Raw genomic sequence first — 21,565 nt, forward strand, 5'->3', positions numbered from 1 at the left:
GCAGGTACAACAAGGGGGAACGAACGGAATGAAAAAAAGAGGTCGAATAGTCGCCTTTTTTCTAATAGTAGCGCTTCTGGCTTCTATGATTGGGACGACCGTCACAGGAATTGCGAAAGATATCAAACTCGGATTGGATCTGCAGGGAGGATTCGAGATCCTCTATGAAGTGGATCCGATCAATGAAGAACAGGAAGTGAACAGACAGGTACTCGAGGCTACGGTCCAGTCTCTGACCCAGCGTGTAGACTCGCTAGGTATCAGTGAGGCGAACATCAATATCGAAGAGCCGGACCGGATCAGAGTGCAACTCGCTGGTGTCGAGAATCAGCAGGAAGCAAGGGAACTGCTGTCGACGACGGCTGAATTGTCGTTCCGCGACGTAGAGGGGGAAGAGTATCTCGATGGTAGTGATATTGTCGAAGGTAGCGCTCAACAGTCCTTTGATGCGAACACGAACCAGCCTGTCGTCACTGTGAAGATGGAAAGTGCACAGGAATTCTATGAGGTTTCGGATACGATTACAAGCATGGAACAGGATCCGAACACCCCTTACAATGATCGGATGATGGTCATCTGGCTCGACTATGCAGAGCTTGATACGACGTTCCCGGAGGAATACGGGAAAGAAGATCCCGCTTATATTTCTGCTCTCGGGTTCAATAATGACGAACCGATCCGAAGTACAGACGTACAGATTGACGGGAACTTCACCGTCGAGTCTGCGAAACAACTAGCAGATATGCTTAACTCCGGTTCTTTGCCGGTGAACCTTGAAGAAATGTATTCGACATCCGTCGGAGCCCAGTTCGGGGAGCAGGCGATGAACAAAACGATCATCGCCGGAGCTATCGGTATAGCACTCATCTTCCTTTATATGATTGCGTATTACCGCTTCCCGGGAATCATCGCAACCGTCACATTGACGGTGTACATTTATCTCATCCTTCTTGTGTTCGAATTGTTGAATGGTGTGCTTACCCTTCCGGGGATCGCTGCCCTTATTCTGGGTGTGGGTATGGCGGTGGACGCCAATATCATCACCTATGAACGGATCAAAGAAGAACTGAAGGCTGGAAAGACGGTCATGTCCGCCTTCAAAGCCGGTAATAAAAGGTCTCTCGCAACGATTCTGGATGCGAACATCACTACGATGATCGCGGCCGCTGTTCTGTTCATATTCGGAACGAGTTCAGTCAAAGGGTTTGCGACGATGCTGATCATAAGTATTCTCGTCAGCTTCATCACGGCCGTATTCGGTTCGCGTTTATTCTTGAGTCTTTGGGTGAAGAGCCGTTTCCTTAATAAGCGACCGAAGTGGTTCGGTGTGAAACCGGAAGATATCCAGGACATCGATGATACGACGCCTGTCAACACGACGTGGAAGGGAAGAACTTTCAATTTTGCAGCGATGCGTAAACGTTTCTTCGCCGTTTCCATCGTACTGATCGGTGCCGGGGCCATCGCTCTGATGATTTTCAAGTTGAATCTAGGTATCGACTTTACGAGTGGTTCGAGAGTATCTATTCTCTCCGATGGGAACATCCAGGCGTCACAGGTAGAAGAAACGCTCGAAGAAGATTTCGGTGTAACCGCCAAACAGGTGGTCATATCCGGAGATAATGATGAGATTGCCGTCGCCCGATTCGAGACGGTACTATCGAAGGACAAGGTCGCTGAAATCCAGAACTATTACGAAGAAGAGTATGGGAACACGCCTAACGTCAGTACGGTTTCGCCGATCGTCGGTCAGGAGCTTGCGAAAAACGCGGCGCTTGCTGTGTTGTATGCGTCGATCGGAATCATCATTTATGTGACGATCCGCTTCGAGTTCTATTTTGCACTTACGGCGATCCTTGCACTGCTGCACGATGCGTTCTTCATCATTGCATTGTTCAGCATTACAAGACTTGAGTTCGATATCACAATCATTGCCGCTATACTGACGATTGTCGGGTATTCGGTCAATGATACGATCGTAACCTTTGACCGGATCCGTGAGAACCTGCGTCTGAAACGGAAGGTCAAATCGTTCGGTGAACTCGCAGAAGTCGTCAACTCCAGTCTGATGCAGACACTCGCCCGAAGTTTCAATACAGTCATAACGGTTGTGTTTGCGGCATTGATGCTTTTCTTATTCGGTGCCTCCTCGATAACGAACTTCGGTTTCGCACTTGTCGTAGGGCTTGCTGCAGGTACGTATTCGTCCCTGTTCATCGCTTCCCAGATATGGCTTGTCATGAGAGGGCGCTCCATCAATGAAAAACCGATTGAGTATTCTACGAAGAAGAAAACCGGAGGCCCGCAAGTATAATTCAACAGTCGCTCTCTTTCAGGGGGCGGCTTTTATTTTTGCTTCCTTTCGTTCCGGATGGCAAAAACTGTGTTCATAGATTGAAGGGCACGTTGGTCGGGTATATATAAGTAAAAGGAGGCTGTGCAGATGAAAGGGCAATCTTATATTATTTTAGCGATCGTCTTTGCATTACTTGTGGCAATCTTTGCAGTTATTAACGTAGATCCGGTGCAGGTCAATTATCTATTCGGCTCCGGAGAAGCGCCTCTGATTCTTGTCATACTCATTTCTGTTCTGATGGGCGGAGTCATCACTGCTTCTGTTGGAGCACTTCGATATTTTCGTCTGAAGCGGGATTATAAGAATCTGGAGAAGAAACAGGACACGAACCAGTCTGCTGTGGCAGAAGGGAAACAGAACGAAGAGGAAAACTCTGCAGAACGACAAACAGTGGAATAAGGTTGTTTGCACCCCATGGCCTTTAGTATAATAAATAGGTCAGGGGTGTCGTTTATGTTAAAAAGTAAAATGAAATGGGACTTTACATATAGTTCTGGTCATACAGATGATGACCTTATCCATGAGTTGCTCCGTCAGCGGGGGATCCACACGGAGGAAGAGCAGGAGAAATTTTTGAACCCTTCTCTCTCTGAGCTTCATGATCCTTTCCTGATCAATGGAATGCGGAAAGCTGTGAACCGGGTGAAGGAAGCCATTCATCTGGGCGAATCGATCCTCGTTTTCGGCGACTATGATGCGGACGGGGTCAGTTCTACCGCGCTGATGATGGAATGTCTTACATCCATGGGAGCAAACTGTGACTTTTATATACCGAATCGTTTCACGGAAGGGTATGGGCCGAATGAACAAGCGTTTCGCCTGGCTCATCAGCAGGGGTATTCGATCATAATTACGGTGGATACCGGAATCGCTGCTGTTCACGAAGCGGAAGTGGCAAGAGAACTTGGGATCGATCTGATCATCACCGATCACCATGAAATACAGAAGGAACTGCCGGATGCTTATACGATTCTTCATCCGAAGACGTCGGTGCAGTATCCGTTTCATGAACTGGCGGGAGTCGGGGTGGCTTTCAAATTCGCTCATGCTCTTCAAGGCGAATATCCGGAACATTTGCTCGATCTCGTAGCACTCGGTACCGTAGCCGATCTCGTTCCCTTGCAGGAAGAGAACCGGGTTCTCGTCACCTATGGACTGGAAGCTTTGTCCAGGACGAAACGACCGGGCCTTCAGGCAATGAAAAAGCTGAATAATATCGAAGGATACGTGGACGAAGAAGCTGTAGGTTTTATGATCGGGCCGCGTATGAATGCCGTCGGTCGCCTTCAGGATGCATCGCCTGCGGTGGATCTCCTGATTACCGAAGACCAGACAGAAGCGGAAGAACTTGCTGAATTTGTGCAGGAATTGAATAAAGAACGTCAGAAAATCGTACAGGATATCGCTGCAGAAGCTGAATCTATGTTGGATGCTTCATCCGAAGACGAAGTGATTATAGTAGCTAAAGAAGGCTGGAACCCGGGGGTCCTTGGTATTGTAGCTTCGAAGCTTGTACGGAAATTCGATAGACCTGCAATCGTCCTGGCTATTGATGAAGAGAAGCAGGAAGCGAAAGGCTCTGCAAGAAGTATCGATGCTTACGATATGTTCGAAAATTGCATGCAAGTAAGAGACCTGTTCCTGCATTTCGGTGGACACGCGCAGGCGGCCGGGATGACTCTGTCGTTAGAAAATGTGGATACGTTGAGAGAGGAATTGTGCCGCTTGGCGAGAGAGAAACTATCCGACGACGATTATCAGCAGTCGCTCGGCGTGACGATGAGTCTTTCTCTCGAAGAAGTGACCATCAAACAGATAGAATTAATCAATCAGCTGAGACCGTTCGGGATGGCCAATCCGAAACCATATTTCCACCTGAAGTCGAAAGCTAAAGAAGTACGTCTGATCGGCAGTAAGAAGAATCATCTCAAGTTCACGCTCGAAGATGAGGGGACCCGTCTTGATGCGATTGCTTTCGGTCAGGGAGAGGCGTATCCACTGATCGCCCCGCAATCTCCGATAGAATTTGTGGGACAGCTCAGTATCAATGAATGGAATGGAATGAGGAAGCCCCAGCTGATGGTCGAGGACCTGGCAGTGAATAAATGGCAAATGTTTGATATAAGAGGGTCCAAACACCTGAATAAACATTTTCAGAAGCCAGCGGATGATATTGCCTGCGTGACATTCAGCGAAGCGGTGAACGATCCGGACGGTTTGCCGGTATTTTCATTCATGGATGAAGAGGTGAAAGGTTATCCATCGCTCGTTGTGCTCGACCTGCCGGAGAGTCTGGAGCAGATGAAAGAGTTGCTATCTTCTGCAGATGTAGAACGATTGTACATGGCTTATTCATTGAAAGAGGATGCGTTCATGCAGACGCTTCCGACGAGGGATCACTTCAAATACTTCTACGGCATGCTGAAGAAGAAGGGAACGTTCGACCTTGAGAAAGATGCTGTTCTGCTTTCCAGGCATAAGGGTTGGCGGGTAGAATCGATTAAATTCATTTGTAACGTGTTTTTTGACCTCGATTTTGTTACAATGAAAGATGGTTATTTGCGCGTCAATGAGCAACCTGAGCAAAAAGATCTGACGGAATCCCGTACTTTTCAGAAGCGCCAGGAACAGATTGAAGTGGAAAAAACGCTATATTATTCGACATATAGAGAATTGAGAGAGTGGATAGAGACCCAGATGGAAAACACAGGGTCTCCAGTCAAGGAGGAAATAGGACATGGATTATAAAGAGCATATAGCAATAGTTGAAGATTGGCCGAAAGAAGGGGTGCAGTTCAAGGATATCACCCCTCTTATGGATAACGGTCCGGCATTCAAATCAGCCGTGGATGACATCGTAGAGTATGCCAAAAAACGCGATATCGATATCGTCGTCGGGCCTGAAGCCCGCGGTTTCATCGTAGGTTGCCCGGTCTCCTACGCTCTAGAAATCGGATTTGCTCCTGTGCGTAAAGAAGGGAAACTACCAAGGGAAACGATCAAAGTCGATTACGGTCTCGAGTACGGGGATGACGTTCTGACGATCCATAAAGATGCCATCAAACCAGGCCAACGAGTACTGATCATCGACGATCTTCTTGCTACGGGTGGTACTATTGAAGCCACAATCGACCTTGTGGAACAACTGGGCGGAGAAGTTGCCGGTTGTGCTTTCCTTATCGAACTGAAGTACTTGAATGGCCGGGATAAGCTAGAGGATTATGATATTCTGACACTGATGGAGTATGAATAAAAGAGTGCCCGAAAAGGGCGCTCTTTTCCTATAATATCTTTACAGCGTACGGGTTATTTGGAACAGGAAGATAGCATATAGAAATCAGGGTGATTGTTATGGCGAAAGACAATGTATTAACTGCCGAAGAAGTGATCGACGGGGCACGACATTATTTGAATGGGGACGACTTGGACTTTATCCGTAAAGCTTATGAATACGCGGCCTGGGCACACCGTGATCAATACAGGAAATCAGGCGAACCGTATATCATACATCCGGTACAGGTAGCGGGTATTCTGGTCAACCTTGAACTGGACCCGGAAACGATTGCTAGTGGGTTTCTCCATGATACGGTAGAAGATACGGATGTCACAGTTGAGGACTTGAAAAAAGCATTCAATGAAGAAGTTGCTATGCTTGTCGATGGAGTTACCAAACTCGGGAAAATCAAATATAAATCCAAAGAAGAACAGCAGGCCGAGAACCACAGGAAGATGTTTGTAGCTATGGCGAAGGACATCCGGGTCATCCTTATCAAATTGGCTGATCGTCTGCATAATATGCGAACGCTGAAACATCTCCCTGCGGAGAAGCAGCGGCGTATTTCAAATGAAACGCTTGAAATTTTCGCTCCGCTTGCTCACAGACTCGGAATCTCCACCATCAAATGGGAATTGGAGGATACTGCTCTTCGTTACTTGAACCCTCAACAATACTACCGGATCGTTCATCTGATGAAACAGAAGAGGAATGAGCGGGAGCATTACGTTGATGAGGTCATTAATGAAATACGCTCGGAGCTCGATCAGGTGAATATCGGTGCAGATCTGCACGGAAGACCGAAACACCTTTACAGCATATATAAGAAGATGGTGCTTCAGAACAAACAATTCAATGAAATATATGACTTGCTGGCTGTCCGCATTCTCGTAAATAGTATCAAAGATTGTTATGCAGTGCTTGGTATTATTCATACGTGCTGGAAGCCTATGCCGGGTCGCTTCAAAGATTATATCGCTATGCCGAAGCCGAACCTTTATCAATCCCTTCATACAACGGTCATCGGTCCGAAAGGGGATCCCCTGGAAGTGCAGATCAGAACCCATGAAATGCATGAGATCGCCGAGTACGGGATAGCTGCGCATTGGGCGTATAAAGAAGGGAAACAGGCGAGCGGTACCCAGACCTTCGAAGAGAAGCTATCCTGGTTCCGGGAGATTATGGAGTGGCAGAGCGAGACGCATGATGCAGAAGAATTCATGGAGTCTCTGAAGATGGATCTTTTCTCCGACATGGTTTATGTCTTCACTCCTAAAGGAGACGTCATTGAACTTCCGTCCGGTTCCAATCCTTTGGATTTCGCTTACCGGATCCACACGGAAATCGGAAATCAGACAATCGGAGCTAAGGTGAACGGAAAGATGGAGCCGCTCGATTACGTCATGAAGACAGGTGATATCGTCGAAGTGATGACATCGAAGCATTCATATGGCCCATCAGAGGACTGGGTGAATATCGCTCAGACCTCCCAGGCGAAGAATAAAATCAAGCAATTCTTCAAGAAACAGCGCAAAGACGAGAATGTCTCGAAAGGTAGAGAGGCCGTGGATCGCGAAATCAAAAATCTCGATCTGTCACCGAAAGAAGTGCTGACGCCTGATAACATCCAACGCGTGCTGGATAAGTTCAACTTCTCATCCGTCGAAGATATGTACGCAGCGGTCGGTTATCAGGGAATCACCGCTATTCAGGTGGCCAATCGTCTGACGGAAAAGATACGTAGACAGAAAGAGAAACAGGAAGCTCTCGAGGACACCGTCGCTAATGTGAATAAGAAAGATGTCAAGAAGCAGCCGAACGTCAAGAAGGACTCAGGTGTCGTCGTCGAAGGAATCGATAACCTGCTCGTCCGACTGGCCAAATGCTGCAGCCCTGTTCCTGGAGACGATATCATCGGGTATATCACGAAAGGGAGAGGCGTCTCCGTACACAGAACCGATTGTCCGAATGTGAACACGGAAGAGGCTCAAGACCGTCTTCTTCCGGTGAAATGGGAAACGGATGAACAGAACAGCAAGCAGTATCACGTAGACCTCGAGATATGGGGGTACGACAGAAGAGGCCTCTTGAACGAAGTGTTGCAGGCCGTGAATGAAACGAAGACAAACATTACAGCAGTTTCGGGCAAGTCCGATCGGAATAAGATGGCTACCATCCACATTACGATTCTGATCCAAAACACCGATCACTTACGAAAAATCGTCGATCGTATCAAACAGATCCAGGAAGTTTATACGGTCCGTCGAGTCATGCAGTAGGAGGGATGAGGGATGCGAGCAGTCGTACAACGTACAACCGGTGCATCAGTGACGGTAGAAAGTGGCACCACAGGAAGTGTGAAAAAGGGCCTCGTCGTTCTGCTTGGTGTGACTCATGATGACACCGAAGAAGATGCCGCTTATCTGGCAAAAAAAATTCCTCACCTGCGAATTTTTGAAGATGAAGAAGGGAAAATGAACCTTTCAGCAGTGGATGTAGGCGGAGAAGTGCTTTCTATCTCTCAATTCACGCTGTACGGAGACTGCCGGAAAGGGCGTAGACCCAATTTCATGCAGGCGGCTAAGCCTGATTACGCCAATGAGCTTTACGAAACGTTCAATGATCACGTTCGCCGTCAGGGAATTGATGTAGCTACAGGAGCTTTCGGAGAAATGATGACCGTCGATTTGATCAATGACGGGCCGGTCACGCTCATTCTTGATAGCAAAGAACGATGATTTCTTGACATAATCCGCATGCGGCTATATGATAGTAATCAATTCATTCAAGGAAAAACCTTCGAGGAAAAAAGTAGTCGATCCCCACATAGACAGAGAGGAAGTGCCATGGCTGGAAGCACTTTTGTATGATGCATCGATGAAAGACGTTTCCTAGGTGCCGTGTCGAACCTTAAGTAGTAGGCATGGACGTACGTCTGCGTTAAAGACTTGTGAGTGGAAGTGTAAACTTTAACAAGGGTGGCACCGCGGGAAATCCCGTCCCTTTTTCTGTAAGAATACGGAAAAAGAGACGGGGTTTTTTATGTCGATTTTCAAAAAGAAGCTTCATTCAACAGAAATAAAGGAGGAATTGATATGGCAATGAACGCGCCACGAGGCACGCAGGATATCCTGCCTGGTACCGTTGAAAAATGGCAATATATCGAAGAGACACTGAGAGATTTATCTCATCGTTTCCATTATAAAGAGATTCGGACGCCAATATTCGAACATACAGAACTGTTTCAGCGAGGAGTAGGGGATTCTACGGATATTGTACAAAAAGAAATGTATACATTCGAAGACCGGGGAGGACGCAGTATTACTCTGAGACCCGAGGGTACGGCTTCAGTTGTCCGGTCCTTTGTTCAAAATAAACTTTATGGCCTTGCGAATCAGCCGACGAAACTGTTTTATTTCGGACCGATGTTCCGCTATGAACGCCCGCAACAGGGAAGGTATCGTCAATTCATCCAATTCGGCATGGAAGCGCTTGGAAGTGAAGACCCTGCTGTAGATGCGGAAGTGCTTTCTTTCGCAATGAAAGCCTATGAAGAACTCGGATTGAAATCGCTCAAACTCGTATTGAATAGCCTGGGAGATCAGGTAAGTCGGGAAGCGCATCGTCAGGCTCTCGTCGATCACTTCTCTCCACATAAGGAAGAATTATGCGGAGATTGCCAATTGCGTCTCGAGCAGAACCCGCTCCGAGTACTCGACTGTAAGAAAGACAAAGATCACCCTGCGATGGAAACGGCTCCTTCGATTTTAGAGTACCTGAACGAATTTTCTGAAACGTACTTTGATCAAGTGAAGCGTTACCTCGATGCTATGGGGATTGATTATGAAGTGGATCCGAATCTCGTGCGTGGTCTTGATTATTACAACCACACCGCATTTGAAATCATGAGTGAAGCGGAAGGGTTCGGCGCTATCACTACATTAAGCGGAGGCGGTCGTTACAATGGCCTTGTCGAGGATATCGGCGGACCGGATACTCCGGGGATAGGATTCGCACTGAGTATCGAACGCCTGCTTATGGCCCTTGAAGCGGAAGGAGTGGAACTTCCTGCTGAGGATGCTCTTGATTGCTACGTAATTGCTATGGGGGAGAAAGCTGAACTCGAAGCAGTGAAACTTGTGGATCAGCTGCGCTCGAACGGCTTACAGGTGGATAAAGATTACCTGCAGAAGAAAATGAAGGCACAGTTCAAAGCTGCAGATCGTTTGAAAGCGAAGAAGGTCGTCATTCTCGGAGACCGTGAAATAGAAGAAGGTGTAGGAAACGTCAAAGATATGACTAGCGGAGAACAGAAGGAAGTCAAGCTTGAGGAAATCGTTAATGAACTGAAAGTGGAGAAGGAGGAGTAAGGAATGGAACGAACGGCTTGTGGAACATTAAGAGAGACGCATAAAGGCGAAAAAGTGTTACTGAAAGGATGGGTACAGAAACGAAGAGACCTCGGAGGATTGATCTTCATCGACTTCCGCGATCGCTCGGGGATTGTACAGGTGGTATTCAACCCGGAAGTTTCCAAAGAAGCGCTGGCTATCGCTGAATCGGTTCGAACGGAATATGTATTGGAAGTCGAAGGGGAAGTCGTTGCTCGCGAAGCAGGGACAGTCAATGAACAGCTTGCAACAGGGGAGATCGAGGTTCTGGCTTCTGACGTCCGCGTCCTTAATAAAGCGAAGACTCCCCCATTCATGATCGAGGATGAAACGGACGTAGCGGAAGATGCCCGTCTGAAACACAGGTATATCGACCTGAGAAGGAAGGAAATGCAGGATACCTTCTATATCCGTCACCAGGCGACGCAAGTGATCCGTAACTTCCTGAACCAGGACGGGTTCCTGGAAATGGAAACGCCTATCCTTACAAAGAGTACACCGGAAGGAGCAAGAGACTATCTCGTCCCGAGCCGCGTTCACGATGGAGGATTCTATGCTCTTCCGCAATCTCCTCAGCTGTTCAAGCAGTTGATCATGATGAGCGGATTTGAAAAGTACTATCAGATCGCACGCTGCTTCCGTGATGAAGACTTGCGGGCCGATCGTCAGCCGGAGTTCACCCAGGTGGATATCGAAGCATCTTTCGTTACAAAAGAAGACATCATGACGATGACCGAACGCATGATGACAGCAGTGATGAAAGAAGTGAAAGGAATCGACATCGAGACACCTTTCCCTCGCCTGTCCTATGAAGAAGCGATGGAGCGTTACGGCTCTGATAAACCGGATACCCGTTTCGGTCTGGAACTTGTAAATATTTCCTCTATTGTTGAAAATAGCGGCTTCCAGGTATTCAAAAATGCTGTAACTTCCGGCGGTCAAGTCAGTGCCATCAACGTAGAAGGCCAAGCGGAGGACTTCTCCCGTAAGGACATCGATAAGCTGACGGAAGATGTGAAAGTCTACGGAGCAAAAGGCCTTGCCTGGCTCAAAGTGAAAGACGGAGAACTCACAGGACCGATCGCGAAATTCTTCGAAGGAGAAGAAGCTTCTTCCTTGAAAGAGGCACTGAATGCGAAGGATGGCGATTTGCTATTGTTCGTGGCGGACAAGACAAGCGTTGTCCACGACAGTCTCGGAGCGTTGAGGCAAAAACTCGCAGATCGTCTCGATCTGATCGATCATTCCACATTCAATTTCCTATGGGTCATCGACTGGCCGCTTTTCGAATATAATGAAGATGACGGTCGTTACTATGCCGCGCACCATCCGTTCACAATGCCGGCTGCAGAAGATGAACAGCACCTTCTGGATCGTCCGGAAACGGTTCAGGCAGAAGCCTATGATATCGTTCTGAACGGGTATGAATTAGGTGGAGGATCTCTTCGTATCCATAAACGTGACCTGCAGGAGAAGATGTTCGAAGCGTTAGGATTCTCTAAAGAAGAAGCGGAAGAGCAGTTCGGATTTCTTATGGAGGCACTGGATTCAGGTGCACCTCCGCATGGAGGCATCGCTTTCGGTCTGGATCGTCTGATCATGATTTTGGCGAATCGAACGAATTTACGGGATACGATTTTATTCCCGAAAACGGCTTCTGCTTCCGACCTCATGACCAACGCACCGGGTGGAGTGGACGAATCACAGCTGGAAGAATTGAGCCTCAAGCTTCAGAAAAAGAAATGATTTGGCTTGATAACCTGACGTATATATGCTATGATTTGGTTACAAAATAAAAGAGATCAATCCTGATGTGTTCGTTGTAAAACTGTACGTTTTGACCGAACATTTATGAGAAGGGAGTCCGGCGTTTCTGCATGGAATGAAAGCCTCGTTGTATTTCATACTTAGAGGACTCAGGAAGTGCAGAACAGGACACCCACCTGCCAGGAGCGGGTTCAAAACTCATGACACAACGGCACAATTGGGATTGATTTTTTATTTGCTGAAACCCGACTTTTTAAGTCGGGTTTTTAGTATGGGATTATTTTTGAAATCTTTTTTTGGGCTAAGTCTGGCAATCAGTTATCACACATTTTCTTAGCGAATAAGTGGAAATAATGGGGCGTATATTTCCCTATGCGACATGTTAAGGGAGTAGTGGTGTGATAAGTATTCCATTCGTTGATTTTTCATACAGATTTCTTCACAAGTGGCTCCGTTTTTGTCTTATACCCCCTGATTTCCTTTGGGATGAAAGAGTTTCCGGATGTATTTCTATGCTGGAAGGTTCCGCCTTTTTCATTATGAATCCAGTTGCGAAGACCAGAAGTCCGTAACATAAGTGGCCGCCTCTGTTTCGGGGAAGAACACCCGAAGCCAGAGCCGGCCACTTATGTTAGAACTTCTAAACGGTCTTCTTCACTTTTTACATAATCTAGTTGCATCACCCAGAAACCCGAGCCATAAGCAAAACAGATCAGAAAAAGGAAAGAGCGTCTTTGTCTGACTGTTTTGCTTATGACTGAGGTTTCTAAACAGTGTGATTCCGCTTTTTTTCATTACATAGGCTGAGCGTTCCCTTCTTCATCTAATCGGAAGAAGGGAGGGTCTTCCTGATCCTCTTCTGTGAAGCGTTCTTTGGCCTGGTCGAGCGCTTTGACGAAGGAACGGTATTCTTCCCGCAATGCTTCCAGGTCTTTCTTCAGTTTTTTATTCTCTTCATGAAGCTTCCTTCCCTCTTCTTCTGAAAAAGTCTTCTGGTCTTTGTTCCAATTCTCTAAAGCTTCTATGATTTCTTGCAGGGAAAGTGCCTCTTTCTCCTGTGTCCTGTTTTCGGTTGGAGTGACAGGGACGAGAGAAGATGCTTTCGCTTCTTTTCTCTTTTTCTCTTTTCTCTGTTTCTTTGCGTTTTCTACCGCTTTGTCATAAAAAGGGCGTACCTCTGCATTCCAACGGAACCCGCATGCCGCAGAGGTACGGTTCAATAAATCCCCCACTTCTTCGAACGCATTCAGTTGAGTACTTCCTTCTCTGATATGTCTTAACACAGTTTCTGCAAGTAATAAATCGTCTTCATGGCTCCAGGCATCCTGTCTTACTTTAGTCATAATAAAACCCCTTTCCACGGAAATAGTTTGAAAGATTTGCTTATAGCATTTCCGTAAGAGAGGGGAACTATACTAGTTATTCTTCTGTTGATTTATTTTTTCGTAGACCTTTTGCAGGGCCTGCTCGTATTTTCCGTTCGTTTTCGGTTCGTAATAAGAACGATGTTTGATCGCATCGGGAAGATACTGTTGATCCACCCACCCCGATGGATAGTTGTGCGGATACTGGTAATCGATACCGCGACCAAGCTTTTCCGCTCCTTTGTAATGGGAGTCTTTCAGATGAGCAGGGACATCCCCACTGGTCCCTTTCTTCACATCGCTGATGGCAGCATCGAGGGCTTTGTAGGCACTGTTGGATTTCGGCGAAAGAGCCAATTCCGTTACAGCTACAGAGAGAGGAATCCGTGCTTCAGGAAAACCGAGGCGCTCTGCCGCTTCTACGGCATGAAGGGCTCGAGGTCCTGCCTGCGGATTGGCGACACCTATATCCTCGTAAGCGATGACGACGAGTCGCCTTGCGATGCTTTCCAGATCTCCTGCTTCTATCAGCCTCGCCAGGTAGTGAAGGGAGGCGTTCACATCACTGCCTCTGATCGATTTCTGAAAAGCGGAGAGGACATCGTAATGGGCATCGCCGTCTTTATCATGCGAAAAGCTTTTCTTCTGCATGCACTCTTCCGCGACTTCCAAATCGATGACAATCACACCATCTTCATTTTCTTTTGTGGAAAAGGCTGCAAGCTCAAGGCCATTCAATGCGCCGCGAAGGTCCCCGTTGGATGAATAGGCGAAGTGATCAAGGGCTTCTGGAGTGATGTCTATCGATAAATGAGCAAGTCCTTCTTCGTGATGGATAGCTCTATGAATTGCCTCTTTTACGTCATCCGGTGTCAGCTTCTCCAGCTCAAAGAGATGAACCCGGCTCCTGATAGCAGGGTTGATGGAATGATAGGGGTTACTAGTCGTACACCCGATCAATGTGAGGGTGTTTTTCTCTACGTGAGGCAGCAGGAAATCCTGTTTCGCTTTGTCTAGCCTGTGCACTTCATCCAGGATGAGTACCATCCCTCCATGCATTTTCGCTTCTTCTACGGCGATTTCCATATCTTTTTTCTTATCTGTGACGGCGTTCAATATCTTATAGGGAAGAGATAAACTTTTTGCGAGTGCTATCGCAAGGGAAGTCTTTCCCGTGCCGGGTGGGCCGAAAAGGATCATGGAAGCCAAACGGTTCGCCTCGATCATCCGATGTAAGGTCTTTCCCTCGCGTGCGAGATGAGTTTGTCCTATAATGTCATTTATGTGTGTGGGTCGCATTCGGAATGCTAACGGTTGCTGGCTCATTGAGACGGCCTCCTAGAAGTCATTTTATACGGTAATCGTAGGGTGTTTCTACAAAAAATGCAAGCACCCCCATCTTCGTGATATAATATCGTGTGGTAAAATAGGAAGAAGGTATACGTATGAAAAATAATCAACGAACAGTAAGAATACAATGGGCGTTCTTCATGATCGGTCTGGTCGTGCTCGCCTTTGGTATTTCCCTTACGATTCAAGGGAAGGCTCTCGGAATCGGACCATGGGACGTTTTCCATTATGGTCTATTCAAGCAGCTAGGTCTAACAATAGGTACATGGTCGATCATCGCCGGCATTCTGATTGTACTCATGACATCCATTTTTTATCGGCAGTGGCCTAAAATAGGGACCATCCTGAACATGGTGCTGATAGGCGTCTTTATAGATATATTCAATTTTCTGCTTGTGGAGCCGGAGACACTGATGATGCAGATCACTGTCTTCGTTACCGGAACGATTATCATGGCGCTTGGTATTGGTATCTATGTAGCGCCGGATCTCGGTGCAGGACCTAGGGACAGCCTCATGCTCATGCTCTCCGATGTACTCGGTTGGAAGGTTTCCACTTCGAGAAATGTCATGGAAGTAACGGTGGCTGTTCTCGGTTGGTTGCTGCAGGGACCTGTAGGGGTCGGAACGGTTTTCATTGCGTTCATGCTCGGAACGATGGTAGGGTACACACTGCCGTTAGCGAAACGTATGCTGAAGTTTTTCATAAAAAAGGGTGATTCAGATGAAAATATCAACCAAAGGCCGCTATGGTCTTACGATAATGATTGAACTGGCGCGGAAATACGGGGAAGGTCCCATTTCTCTGAAACAGATCGCAAGGGATAACGACCTTTCCGAGCATTATCTGGAGCAATTGATCGCTCCTCTTCGTAATGCGAGTCTCGTAAAGAGCGTCCGCGGGGCGTACGGAGGATATATGCTGAAACAGGAACCGGGAAGCATAACCGCCGGTGATGTCATAAGAGTGCTCGAAGGACCGATCACACCGGTAGAAGGAATCGAAGATGAAGAACCTGCCAAGCAGGCCCTCTGGTTACGTATAAGAGATGCAGTGAAAGACGTACTTGATACGACGACACTCGAAGATTTGAAGAACCATTCAGGTGATCAGACTCAGGACGAGTTCATGTTCTATATTTAAGAGGGGGAGGAAGTTACTATGGAAGGCATTTATTTGGATCATGCCGCCACGACGCCCGTGCATGAAGATGTAATCCAGGCGATGATTCCTGCCTACAGAGAGGTTTATGGAAACCCTTCGAGTATTCATCAGTTCGGCCGGAAAGCAAGGAAGATCCTTGATGAAGCGAGAAGGACGATAGCATCTTCCCTCGGTGCCGGTGAGAAAGAGATCATCTTTACAAGTGGTGGTACAGAGGCTGATAATCTCGCAATTTTCGGAGTGACGGAAGCTTCGGAAGGCAGGCACGTCATTACCACATCCATTGAACATCATGCTGTGTTGCATGCGGTACAATCTCTGGAGCAGAAGGGGTACGATATCACGTATATCGATCCGGAACCAGGAGGCGAGATCGATCCTGAAAAAGTGAGAGAGTCCCTGCGCGATGATACGGTGCTCGTTTCTGTGATGACGGTGAATAATGAGACGGGGGTTCGGCAGCCTGTGGAACGGATAGGAGAAATCCTTGAAGACCATGAAGCTCATTTCCACTCGGATGGAGTTCAGGTGCTTGGAATCGAAAATGTCGACGTCAAAGAGATGAATATTGATCTGATGGCCTTTTCTGGACACAAGATCAATGGACCTAAAGGAATCGGCTTCCTGTATGTAAAAGAGGGCGTGCCACTCACTTCCCGTTTATATGGAGGCGAACAGGAAAGAAAACGTCGTGCCGGAACGGAAAATGTGCAGGCGATCAAAGGGCTGGAGACAGCTGTGAAGCTTAAAGATGATACAGGAGAAGATACGGTGCGCCAGTACAGGAAGTTTAAAAGCTTGTTTCTGGATACGTTGCGGAAGGAAGAGGTTTCCTTTGACGTGAATGGGGAAAATGCAGTTCCTTCTATTGTGAACATCAGTTTCACCGGTATGAACGTTGAGACGTTACTTACGAACTTCGACCTTGAAAAAGTAGCGGCTTCGAGTGGTAGTGCCTGTACGGCGGGATCCGTGGAACCTTCTCACGTATTGAGTGCTATGTTTCCGGACGAACCGGAGCGGACGACGAACTCGATTCGCTTCAGTTTCGGTCTGCAAAATACTGAACAGAATGTAGAAGAAGCGGCGAGACGGATTGCCGCAGTCTGCAAACGACTAACGAAGTAGGAGGAAAGAACAATGAAAGAACCGAAAGATACCCGTGTCGTCGTTGGGATGAGTGGCGGTGTCGACTCCTCTGTTGCAGCTCTGCTCCTTAAAGAACAGGGATATGACGTCGTCGGTATTTTCATGAAGAACTGGGATGACACGGACGAAAATGGGGTGTGCACAGCTACGGAGGACTACGAAGATGTCATCCGCGTGTGCAATCAGCTGGACATCCCTTACTATGCGGTGAATTTCGAGAAACAATACTGGGATAAAGTTTTCACGTATTTCCTGGATGAATATAAAGCTGGTCGTACACCGAATCCGGATGTAATGTGCAATAAAGAAATCAAATTCAAAGCTTTTCTCGACCATGCGATGTCTCTCGGAGCGGATTACCTTGCGACGGGGCACTATGCTCAAGTAAGAGACAATGACGGAACTTATGAAATGCTTCGCGGAGTGGATGACAACAAGGATCAGACGTATTTCCTTAATCAATTGGACCAGGATGTCCTGTCTAAAGTCATGTTCCCGCTCGGACATCTTCCTAAGCCGAAAGTGAGAGAGATTGCTCTTGAGAACGGATTGGCGACAGCGAAGAAGAAAGATTCTACGGGGATCTGCTTCATCGGGGAGCGGAACTTCAAGGAATTCCTGAGCGAATATCTTCCCGCCCAACCGGGTGAAATGCAGACGCTTTCAGGAGAAGTGAAAGGGAAGCATGACGGTCTGATGTATTACACATTGGGACAGCGTCAAGGCCTCGGTATCGGTGGAGCCGGTGACCCATGGTTCGTCGTAGGGAAAAACGTCCGCGATAACATTCTTTACGTGGGGCAAGGATTTGAACACGAAGCACTTTATTCTGATGCTTTGGTCGCTTCCGAAGTGAATTGGACGAAAGGGGAAGCGCCGACAGAAGCGTTCTCCTGCACAGCGAAGTTCCGCTATCGCCAGAGTGATTCCAAAGTTACGGTACAGCCTCTCTCTGAAGATAAGATCAGAGTCGTATTTGATGAGCAGGAGCGTGCCGTCACGCCGGGGCAGGCCGTTGTACTATACGACGGAGAAGTGTGCCTCGGAGGAGGAACGATCGACGAAGTGGAGAAGAATGAAAAGCCGATGACCCACGTCGATTGAATCTTATGAACAAGCCATGCGCTATCTATGAGCCATGGCTTGTTTCCTACATACACAGAAATAAAGGAGAGAGAGAGCGATGGATAAGTTACAGCAGGGCATCGATCGGATGCAGGAACAGGAATTTGAAGAAGCGGCTAAATTATTTACAGAAGCGATCGAAGAACAGCCGGAAGAACCGCTCGGATATATCAATTTCGGGAACTTGCTTCTTCACATGCAGGAATATGAACGGGCGGAACGTTTCTTTGAGCGCGCTCTTTCCCTTGATGAGAAAGCAGCGACCGCCTATTACGGTCTCGGGAACGTCTATTACGATCAGGAGAAATTCACGAAAGCCCAGGAGCAGTTTCTTCATGCGATTGAGAACGGGCTGGATGAGGCGGACGTTTATTTCCTTCTTGGGATGACGTTTGTCCAGCAGGATTATCACAAACTGGCTCTTCCTTACCTGGCTCGCGCAGCGGAACTGGCTGTGGAAGATGTAGATATTCAGTTCCAATATGGTCTTTGTCTTGCTCAGAACCACCAGTTCAGAGAAGCAAAGAAAGTGTTGGAGGGTGTACTTCAATTGGCCCCCGAGCATGGAGATGCTTTGTACAACCTTGGAGTCGTAGCTATTTATGAAGAGGACCCACAAACAGCACTTGAGCATTTCAACAAAGCGCTCGAGGTACAGAGTGATCACATGCTAGCCAGTCATGCAAAAGCGGAAGTGGAAAAAGCACTGAATCAGGAATAAGGAGCAGGGCGGATGGATAACGAAAATGTAACGATGGAACCGGAAGAGAAGCCTTATGTGAAAGTGGAATTGAAGCGGATGATTTTCCACAAAGAAGAGGAATCTTTTTCTATCGCCTCCGTAAAAGTGCTTGAAACAACGGAAGATCTCAAAGAGAAAGAACTGGTCGTCAAAGGTTATTTTTCTCCTCTTGAAGAAGGGGAAGCCTATATTCTTTACGGGTATTTCGAAACGCATAAGAAATTCGGGGAACAGTATGTGGTCGAGGGGTATCGACGCGTTATGCCGGAGACCAAAGATGGACTTATAACCTATCTATCCAGCGACTTATTCGAGGGAGTAGGGAAGAAGACCGCTCGACGCATCGTAGATACACTTGGAGAAGGAGCGGTTTCCAGGATTCTGTCAGATAAAAAAGTGCTGGATGAGGTGCCGAAGATGTCCCGCACCATCAAGGATAAGTTATACCAGACACTTCAGGAACATCAAGGGTTCGAACAGGTCATGGTAGAACTTACGAAACACGGGCTCGGACTGAAAACGATTCAGAAAATCTACGGCGCCTTTGGAGATAAGACGCTTGAGATCCTTGAAGAAGACCCCTATCAGTTCGTGTTTACAGTGGAAGGATTCGGCTTCCATCGTGCGGACGAACTGGCGAAGCAGCAAGATCTTACAGATGATCACCCTACGAGGATCCGGGCGGGATGCCTGTATTCTCTGCACCAGAATCTCCAGGCCGGGCATGTCTATCTGCCGCTCGAGACGTGTATCTTAGAGATGGAACAACTATTACAGACATCCGGAAAAGAGACACTGACTTATGAGAAATTGGCAGAAGAAATCACCCATCTTGGAGAAGAAAAGTTCGTATTCATAGAAGAAGATAGAATTTATCTACCTTCGCTATATTTTGCAGAGAATGGATTCACCTCGCAGGTGGATAGAATCATATCGGAAGAAGTGGAAGTCGAATTCACTCAGGCAGACCTTTTGAAGGTTATCGGTGCTATCGAGGAAGAAGAGACGATGAGTTACGGCAAAGAGCAGTTCGAAGCTATCGAAACGGCTCTTAAGCAAAAGATGATGATTATCACCGGTGGCCCGGGCACGGGTAAGACGACAGTCATCAAAGGGCTGTTGCATGCTTATTCCAAATTGATGGATTATTCGCTCGACCCGAAAGACTACACGAAAGATTTCGCTTTTCCTTTTGTGCTTGCTGCTCCGACAGGTCGGGCGGCGAAACGTATGACAGAATCGACGGGTCTTCCGGCGAGCACGATTCACCGTCTTCTTGGGTGGGATGGTCATCAGACCTTCGAGAAAAACCATACGAACCAGCTCGAAGGGAAGTTATTGATCATCGATGAGTTTTCGATGGTGGACATGTGGCTGTCCAATCAGTTGTTCCGTGCGATTCCGTCTGATATGCAAGTGGTTGTGGTCGGAGACGAAGACCAGCTTCCATCGGTCGGTCCCGGTCAGGTGCTCGCGGATCTGTTGGCCTCCAATGTCCTTCCATCGATTCAGCTGAGCGAAGTGTACCGGCAAAAAGAGGGGTCGAAAATCATTCATTTGGCGCACGCCATCAAAAATGATACCTGTACAGCGGAGATGCTTACGAAAGAAAAAGATTTCAACTTCATCCAGGCCCCGGATATGCAACTGAAAGATGTAGTGACGGATATTGTAGCGAAAGCCCACGAGAAGTCCATCGATTTGAGGGACATCCAGGTGCTCGCTCCTATGTACCGTACGGAAACCGGTATCCATGAACTGAATAGGTCCCTCCAGAGCAGGGTCAACCCGAAAAAGAAGAACAAGCGGGAGATGGAATGGAAAGGGAATGTCTTCCGTAAAGGGGATAAGGTGATCCAACTGGTCAATCAGCCGGAAGAGAATGTCTTTAACGGAGATATAGGAGAAGTGGTGGCTATCTTCCGCGCTGAAGAGAATGTGGATCAGGTAGAACAGGTGGTCGTAGAATTCGATGGAAAAGAAGTGACCTATCCGAAGAAAGAACTAGGAAATATCATGCTCGCTTACTGTACCTCCATCCATAAATCGCAGGGTAGCGAATTCTCGATCGTCGTTCTTCCCGTGACTTATCAGTACAACCGCATGTTGAAGAAGAATCTTTTGTATACGGCCGTCACACGAGCGAAGCAGTCACTTATTCTTTGTGGAACTCCACAAGCTTTTCTGAAAGGGATCTCGACAAAGGATACCAATCAGCGTTTCACTTATCTTCAGGAAAAGCTGAGGAAAGAGACGCCGGTCACTTATGATGAGGAAGAGGAAGAAGATGCCATATCCCCGTATGATTTCATGTAAGCTTGCCTATACTGCTTCCTAAAAAGGTTTAGATACCTTTTTCGTGAAGGAGGAACGCACGTGAGCTGTCCGAACTGCATGAGCAGGGAAATCGGCAGAATCGGGGTGAACCGTTTCTATTGCTGGAATTGCTGCATCGAAATCTTTCAGGCCGGAGGAAGATGGAACGTCGCTGAGATCGACTGGGACGGGTCTCTCTGTTCTTTGAACGACTTATTCGACCCGTTGCCTGTACTCAGAAATCGTTGACATGAAGCCTGTTGTTGCTTATAATAACGCTTAGTTCATATGGAAACATGAAGATGGGAAACAGTACATGAAGATCGGCATGAAGAGAGGTGCTTCCGTCAGGCTGGAAGGAGCGCTATGCACAGAGTCATGGAAAGCTATCCCGGAATGCGGGCTAACCCCCGCCGGTCGTAAGGACGCCGTTATACGTCCGATAAGCGATGGTTTTTTCCCATAACCAGGGTGGTACCGCGGTCACGTCCGTCCCTCAGATAGTTAGCTGAGGGGCGTTTTTTATTGTCGATTATGCGGCCGCCTGTTCAATTAGTGATAAGGAGG

17 protein-coding genes, 1 other RNA gene and 1 other annotated feature are annotated in these 21,565 nt (G+C 47.5%); of the genes, 16 read left to right on the forward strand and 2 right to left on the reverse strand.

What is annotated here, in order from left to right; all coding sequences use genetic code 11:
- The first annotated feature begins 28 nt into the window (after nucleotides 1-28).
- From secDF to ssrS, 9 genes are all read left to right on the forward strand, one after another.
- Nucleotides 29-2,314 carry a protein translocase subunit SecDF gene (gene secDF, locus BLQ44_RS00315; RefSeq protein ID WP_093190629.1) on the forward strand — a complete coding sequence of 762 codons (2,286 nt, stop codon included), beginning with the start codon at nucleotides 29-31 and terminating at the stop codon, nucleotides 2,312-2,314.
- 129 nt (nucleotides 2,315-2,443) lie between these two features.
- Nucleotides 2,444-2,755 carry a LapA family protein gene (locus tag BLQ44_RS00320; RefSeq protein ID WP_093190631.1) on the forward strand — a complete coding sequence of 104 codons (312 nt, stop codon included), beginning with the start codon at nucleotides 2,444-2,446 and terminating at the stop codon, nucleotides 2,753-2,755.
- A gap of 54 nt (nucleotides 2,756-2,809) precedes the next feature.
- On the forward strand, nucleotides 2,810-5,104 hold the full coding sequence (recJ, locus tag BLQ44_RS00325; protein WP_093190634.1) for a single-stranded-DNA-specific exonuclease RecJ: 2,295 nt from the start codon (nucleotides 2,810-2,812) through the stop codon (nucleotides 5,102-5,104).
- Nucleotides 5,094-5,609, forward strand: a complete 516-nt coding sequence (locus tag BLQ44_RS00330; protein WP_093190635.1) for an adenine phosphoribosyltransferase — start codon at nucleotides 5,094-5,096, stop codon at nucleotides 5,607-5,609. Before recJ ends, BLQ44_RS00330 begins: the two co-directional genes overlap by 11 nt.
- A 98-nt stretch (nucleotides 5,610-5,707) precedes the next feature.
- Nucleotides 5,708-7,909, forward strand: coding sequence for a RelA/SpoT family protein (locus BLQ44_RS00335; protein ID WP_093190638.1), 2,202 nt, complete (start codon nucleotides 5,708-5,710; stop codon nucleotides 7,907-7,909).
- A 12-nt stretch (nucleotides 7,910-7,921) separates the two neighbouring features.
- Entirely contained in the window at nucleotides 7,922-8,368 is a 447-nt protein-coding gene (dtd, locus tag BLQ44_RS00340; RefSeq protein ID WP_093190640.1) for a D-aminoacyl-tRNA deacylase, read from the forward strand.
- Between the two features lie 52 nt (nucleotides 8,369-8,420).
- Nucleotides 8,421-8,637, forward strand: a binding site (T-box leader).
- Nucleotides 8,638-8,725: 88 nt separating this feature from the next.
- Nucleotides 8,726-10,000: a histidine--tRNA ligase gene (hisS, locus tag BLQ44_RS00345; protein ID WP_093190643.1), complete on the forward strand. Its 1,275-nt coding sequence runs from the start codon at nucleotides 8,726-8,728 to the stop codon at nucleotides 9,998-10,000.
- A 3-nt stretch (nucleotides 10,001-10,003) separates the two neighbouring features.
- The gene (gene aspS / locus BLQ44_RS00350) at nucleotides 10,004-11,767 is read left to right on the forward strand and encodes an aspartate--tRNA ligase (RefSeq protein WP_093190645.1); all 1,764 of its coding nucleotides are present in this window, start codon (nucleotides 10,004-10,006) and stop codon (nucleotides 11,765-11,767) included.
- Nucleotides 11,768-11,823: 56 nt separating this feature from the next.
- A non-coding RNA gene (ssrS, locus tag BLQ44_RS00355) (6S RNA) lies at nucleotides 11,824-12,016 on the forward strand.
- A gap of 566 nt (nucleotides 12,017-12,582) precedes the next feature.
- Here the strand turns inward: ssrS and BLQ44_RS00360 are convergent.
- Nucleotides 12,583-13,131, reverse strand: coding sequence for an RsfA family transcriptional regulator (locus tag BLQ44_RS00360; protein ID WP_093190648.1), 549 nt, complete (start codon nucleotides 13,129-13,131; stop codon nucleotides 12,583-12,585).
- A gap of 72 nt (nucleotides 13,132-13,203) precedes the next feature.
- On the reverse strand, nucleotides 13,204-14,478 hold the full coding sequence (locus BLQ44_RS00365) for a replication-associated recombination protein A (protein ID WP_093190651.1): 1,275 nt from the start codon (nucleotides 14,476-14,478) through the stop codon (nucleotides 13,204-13,206).
- 119 nt (nucleotides 14,479-14,597) lie between these two features.
- On the opposite strand from BLQ44_RS00365, the gene BLQ44_RS00370 reads away from it, so the two are divergent.
- From BLQ44_RS00370 to BLQ44_RS00400, 7 genes are all read left to right on the forward strand, one after another.
- Nucleotides 14,598-15,272 carry a YczE/YyaS/YitT family protein gene (locus tag BLQ44_RS00370; RefSeq protein WP_093190653.1) on the forward strand — a complete coding sequence of 225 codons (675 nt, stop codon included), beginning with the start codon at nucleotides 14,598-14,600 and terminating at the stop codon, nucleotides 15,270-15,272.
- The gene (gene cymR / locus BLQ44_RS00375; protein WP_093190656.1) at nucleotides 15,226-15,645 is read left to right on the forward strand and encodes a cysteine metabolism transcriptional regulator CymR; all 420 of its coding nucleotides are present in this window, start codon (nucleotides 15,226-15,228) and stop codon (nucleotides 15,643-15,645) included. The genes BLQ44_RS00370 and cymR overlap by 47 nt, the downstream gene beginning before the upstream one ends.
- A gap of 18 nt (nucleotides 15,646-15,663) precedes the next feature.
- Nucleotides 15,664-16,794 carry a cysteine desulfurase family protein gene (locus BLQ44_RS00380; RefSeq protein WP_093190659.1) on the forward strand — a complete coding sequence of 377 codons (1,131 nt, stop codon included), beginning with the start codon at nucleotides 15,664-15,666 and terminating at the stop codon, nucleotides 16,792-16,794.
- A gap of 12 nt (nucleotides 16,795-16,806) precedes the next feature.
- On the forward strand, nucleotides 16,807-17,919 hold the full coding sequence (gene mnmA, locus BLQ44_RS00385; RefSeq protein WP_093190661.1) for a tRNA 2-thiouridine(34) synthase MnmA: 1,113 nt from the start codon (nucleotides 16,807-16,809) through the stop codon (nucleotides 17,917-17,919).
- A gap of 79 nt (nucleotides 17,920-17,998) precedes the next feature.
- Nucleotides 17,999-18,661: a tetratricopeptide repeat protein gene (locus BLQ44_RS00390; RefSeq protein WP_093190664.1), complete on the forward strand. Its 663-nt coding sequence runs from the start codon at nucleotides 17,999-18,001 to the stop codon at nucleotides 18,659-18,661.
- Nucleotides 18,662-18,673: 12 nt separating this feature from the next.
- Complete coding sequence (recD2, locus tag BLQ44_RS00395) at nucleotides 18,674-20,998, forward strand: SF1B family DNA helicase RecD2 (RefSeq protein WP_093190666.1); 2,325 nt, start codon at nucleotides 18,674-18,676, stop codon at nucleotides 20,996-20,998.
- A 60-nt stretch (nucleotides 20,999-21,058) separates the two neighbouring features.
- Complete coding sequence (locus BLQ44_RS00400) at nucleotides 21,059-21,247, forward strand: hypothetical protein (protein WP_093190669.1); 189 nt, start codon at nucleotides 21,059-21,061, stop codon at nucleotides 21,245-21,247.
- Nucleotides 21,248-21,565: the final 318 nt, after the last annotated feature.

Origin of the sequence: Salimicrobium halophilum, from assembly GCF_900100295.1 — a bacterium.
Taxonomy (GTDB): domain Bacteria; phylum Bacillota; class Bacilli; order Bacillales; family Halobacillaceae; genus Salimicrobium; species Salimicrobium halophilum.

Excerpts from the sequence above, each read along its gene's own strand:
- BLQ44_RS00370 (WP_093190653.1), top strand. The coding sequence starts at position 14,598 with ATGAAAAATAATCAACGAACAGTAAGAATACAATGGGCGTTCTTCATG.
- BLQ44_RS00360 (WP_093190648.1), bottom strand. The coding sequence starts at position 13,131 with ATGACTAAAGTAAGACAGGATGCCTGGAGCCATGAAGACGATTTATTA.
- BLQ44_RS00365 (WP_093190651.1), bottom strand. The coding sequence starts at position 14,478 with ATGAGCCAGCAACCGTTAGCATTCCGAATGCGACCCACACACATAAAT.
- mnmA (WP_093190661.1), top strand. The coding sequence starts at position 16,807 with ATGAAAGAACCGAAAGATACCCGTGTCGTCGTTGGGATGAGTGGCGGT.
- recJ (WP_093190634.1), top strand. The coding sequence starts at position 2,810 with ATGTTAAAAAGTAAAATGAAATGGGACTTTACATATAGTTCTGGTCAT.
- BLQ44_RS00335 (WP_093190638.1), top strand. The coding sequence starts at position 5,708 with ATGGCGAAAGACAATGTATTAACTGCCGAAGAAGTGATCGACGGGGCA.
- secDF (WP_093190629.1), top strand. The coding sequence starts at position 29 with ATGAAAAAAAGAGGTCGAATAGTCGCCTTTTTTCTAATAGTAGCGCTT.
- BLQ44_RS00380 (WP_093190659.1), top strand. The coding sequence starts at position 15,664 with ATGGAAGGCATTTATTTGGATCATGCCGCCACGACGCCCGTGCATGAA.
- hisS (WP_093190643.1), top strand. The coding sequence starts at position 8,726 with ATGGCAATGAACGCGCCACGAGGCACGCAGGATATCCTGCCTGGTACC.
- BLQ44_RS00390 (WP_093190664.1), top strand. The coding sequence starts at position 17,999 with ATGGATAAGTTACAGCAGGGCATCGATCGGATGCAGGAACAGGAATTT.
- aspS (WP_093190645.1), top strand. The coding sequence starts at position 10,004 with ATGGAACGAACGGCTTGTGGAACATTAAGAGAGACGCATAAAGGCGAA.
- cymR (WP_093190656.1), top strand. The coding sequence starts at position 15,226 with ATGAAAATATCAACCAAAGGCCGCTATGGTCTTACGATAATGATTGAA.
- dtd (WP_093190640.1), top strand. The coding sequence starts at position 7,922 with ATGCGAGCAGTCGTACAACGTACAACCGGTGCATCAGTGACGGTAGAA.
- BLQ44_RS00320 (WP_093190631.1), top strand. The coding sequence starts at position 2,444 with ATGAAAGGGCAATCTTATATTATTTTAGCGATCGTCTTTGCATTACTT.
- BLQ44_RS00330 (WP_093190635.1), top strand. The coding sequence starts at position 5,094 with ATGGATTATAAAGAGCATATAGCAATAGTTGAAGATTGGCCGAAAGAA.
- recD2 (WP_093190666.1), top strand. The coding sequence starts at position 18,674 with ATGGATAACGAAAATGTAACGATGGAACCGGAAGAGAAGCCTTATGTG.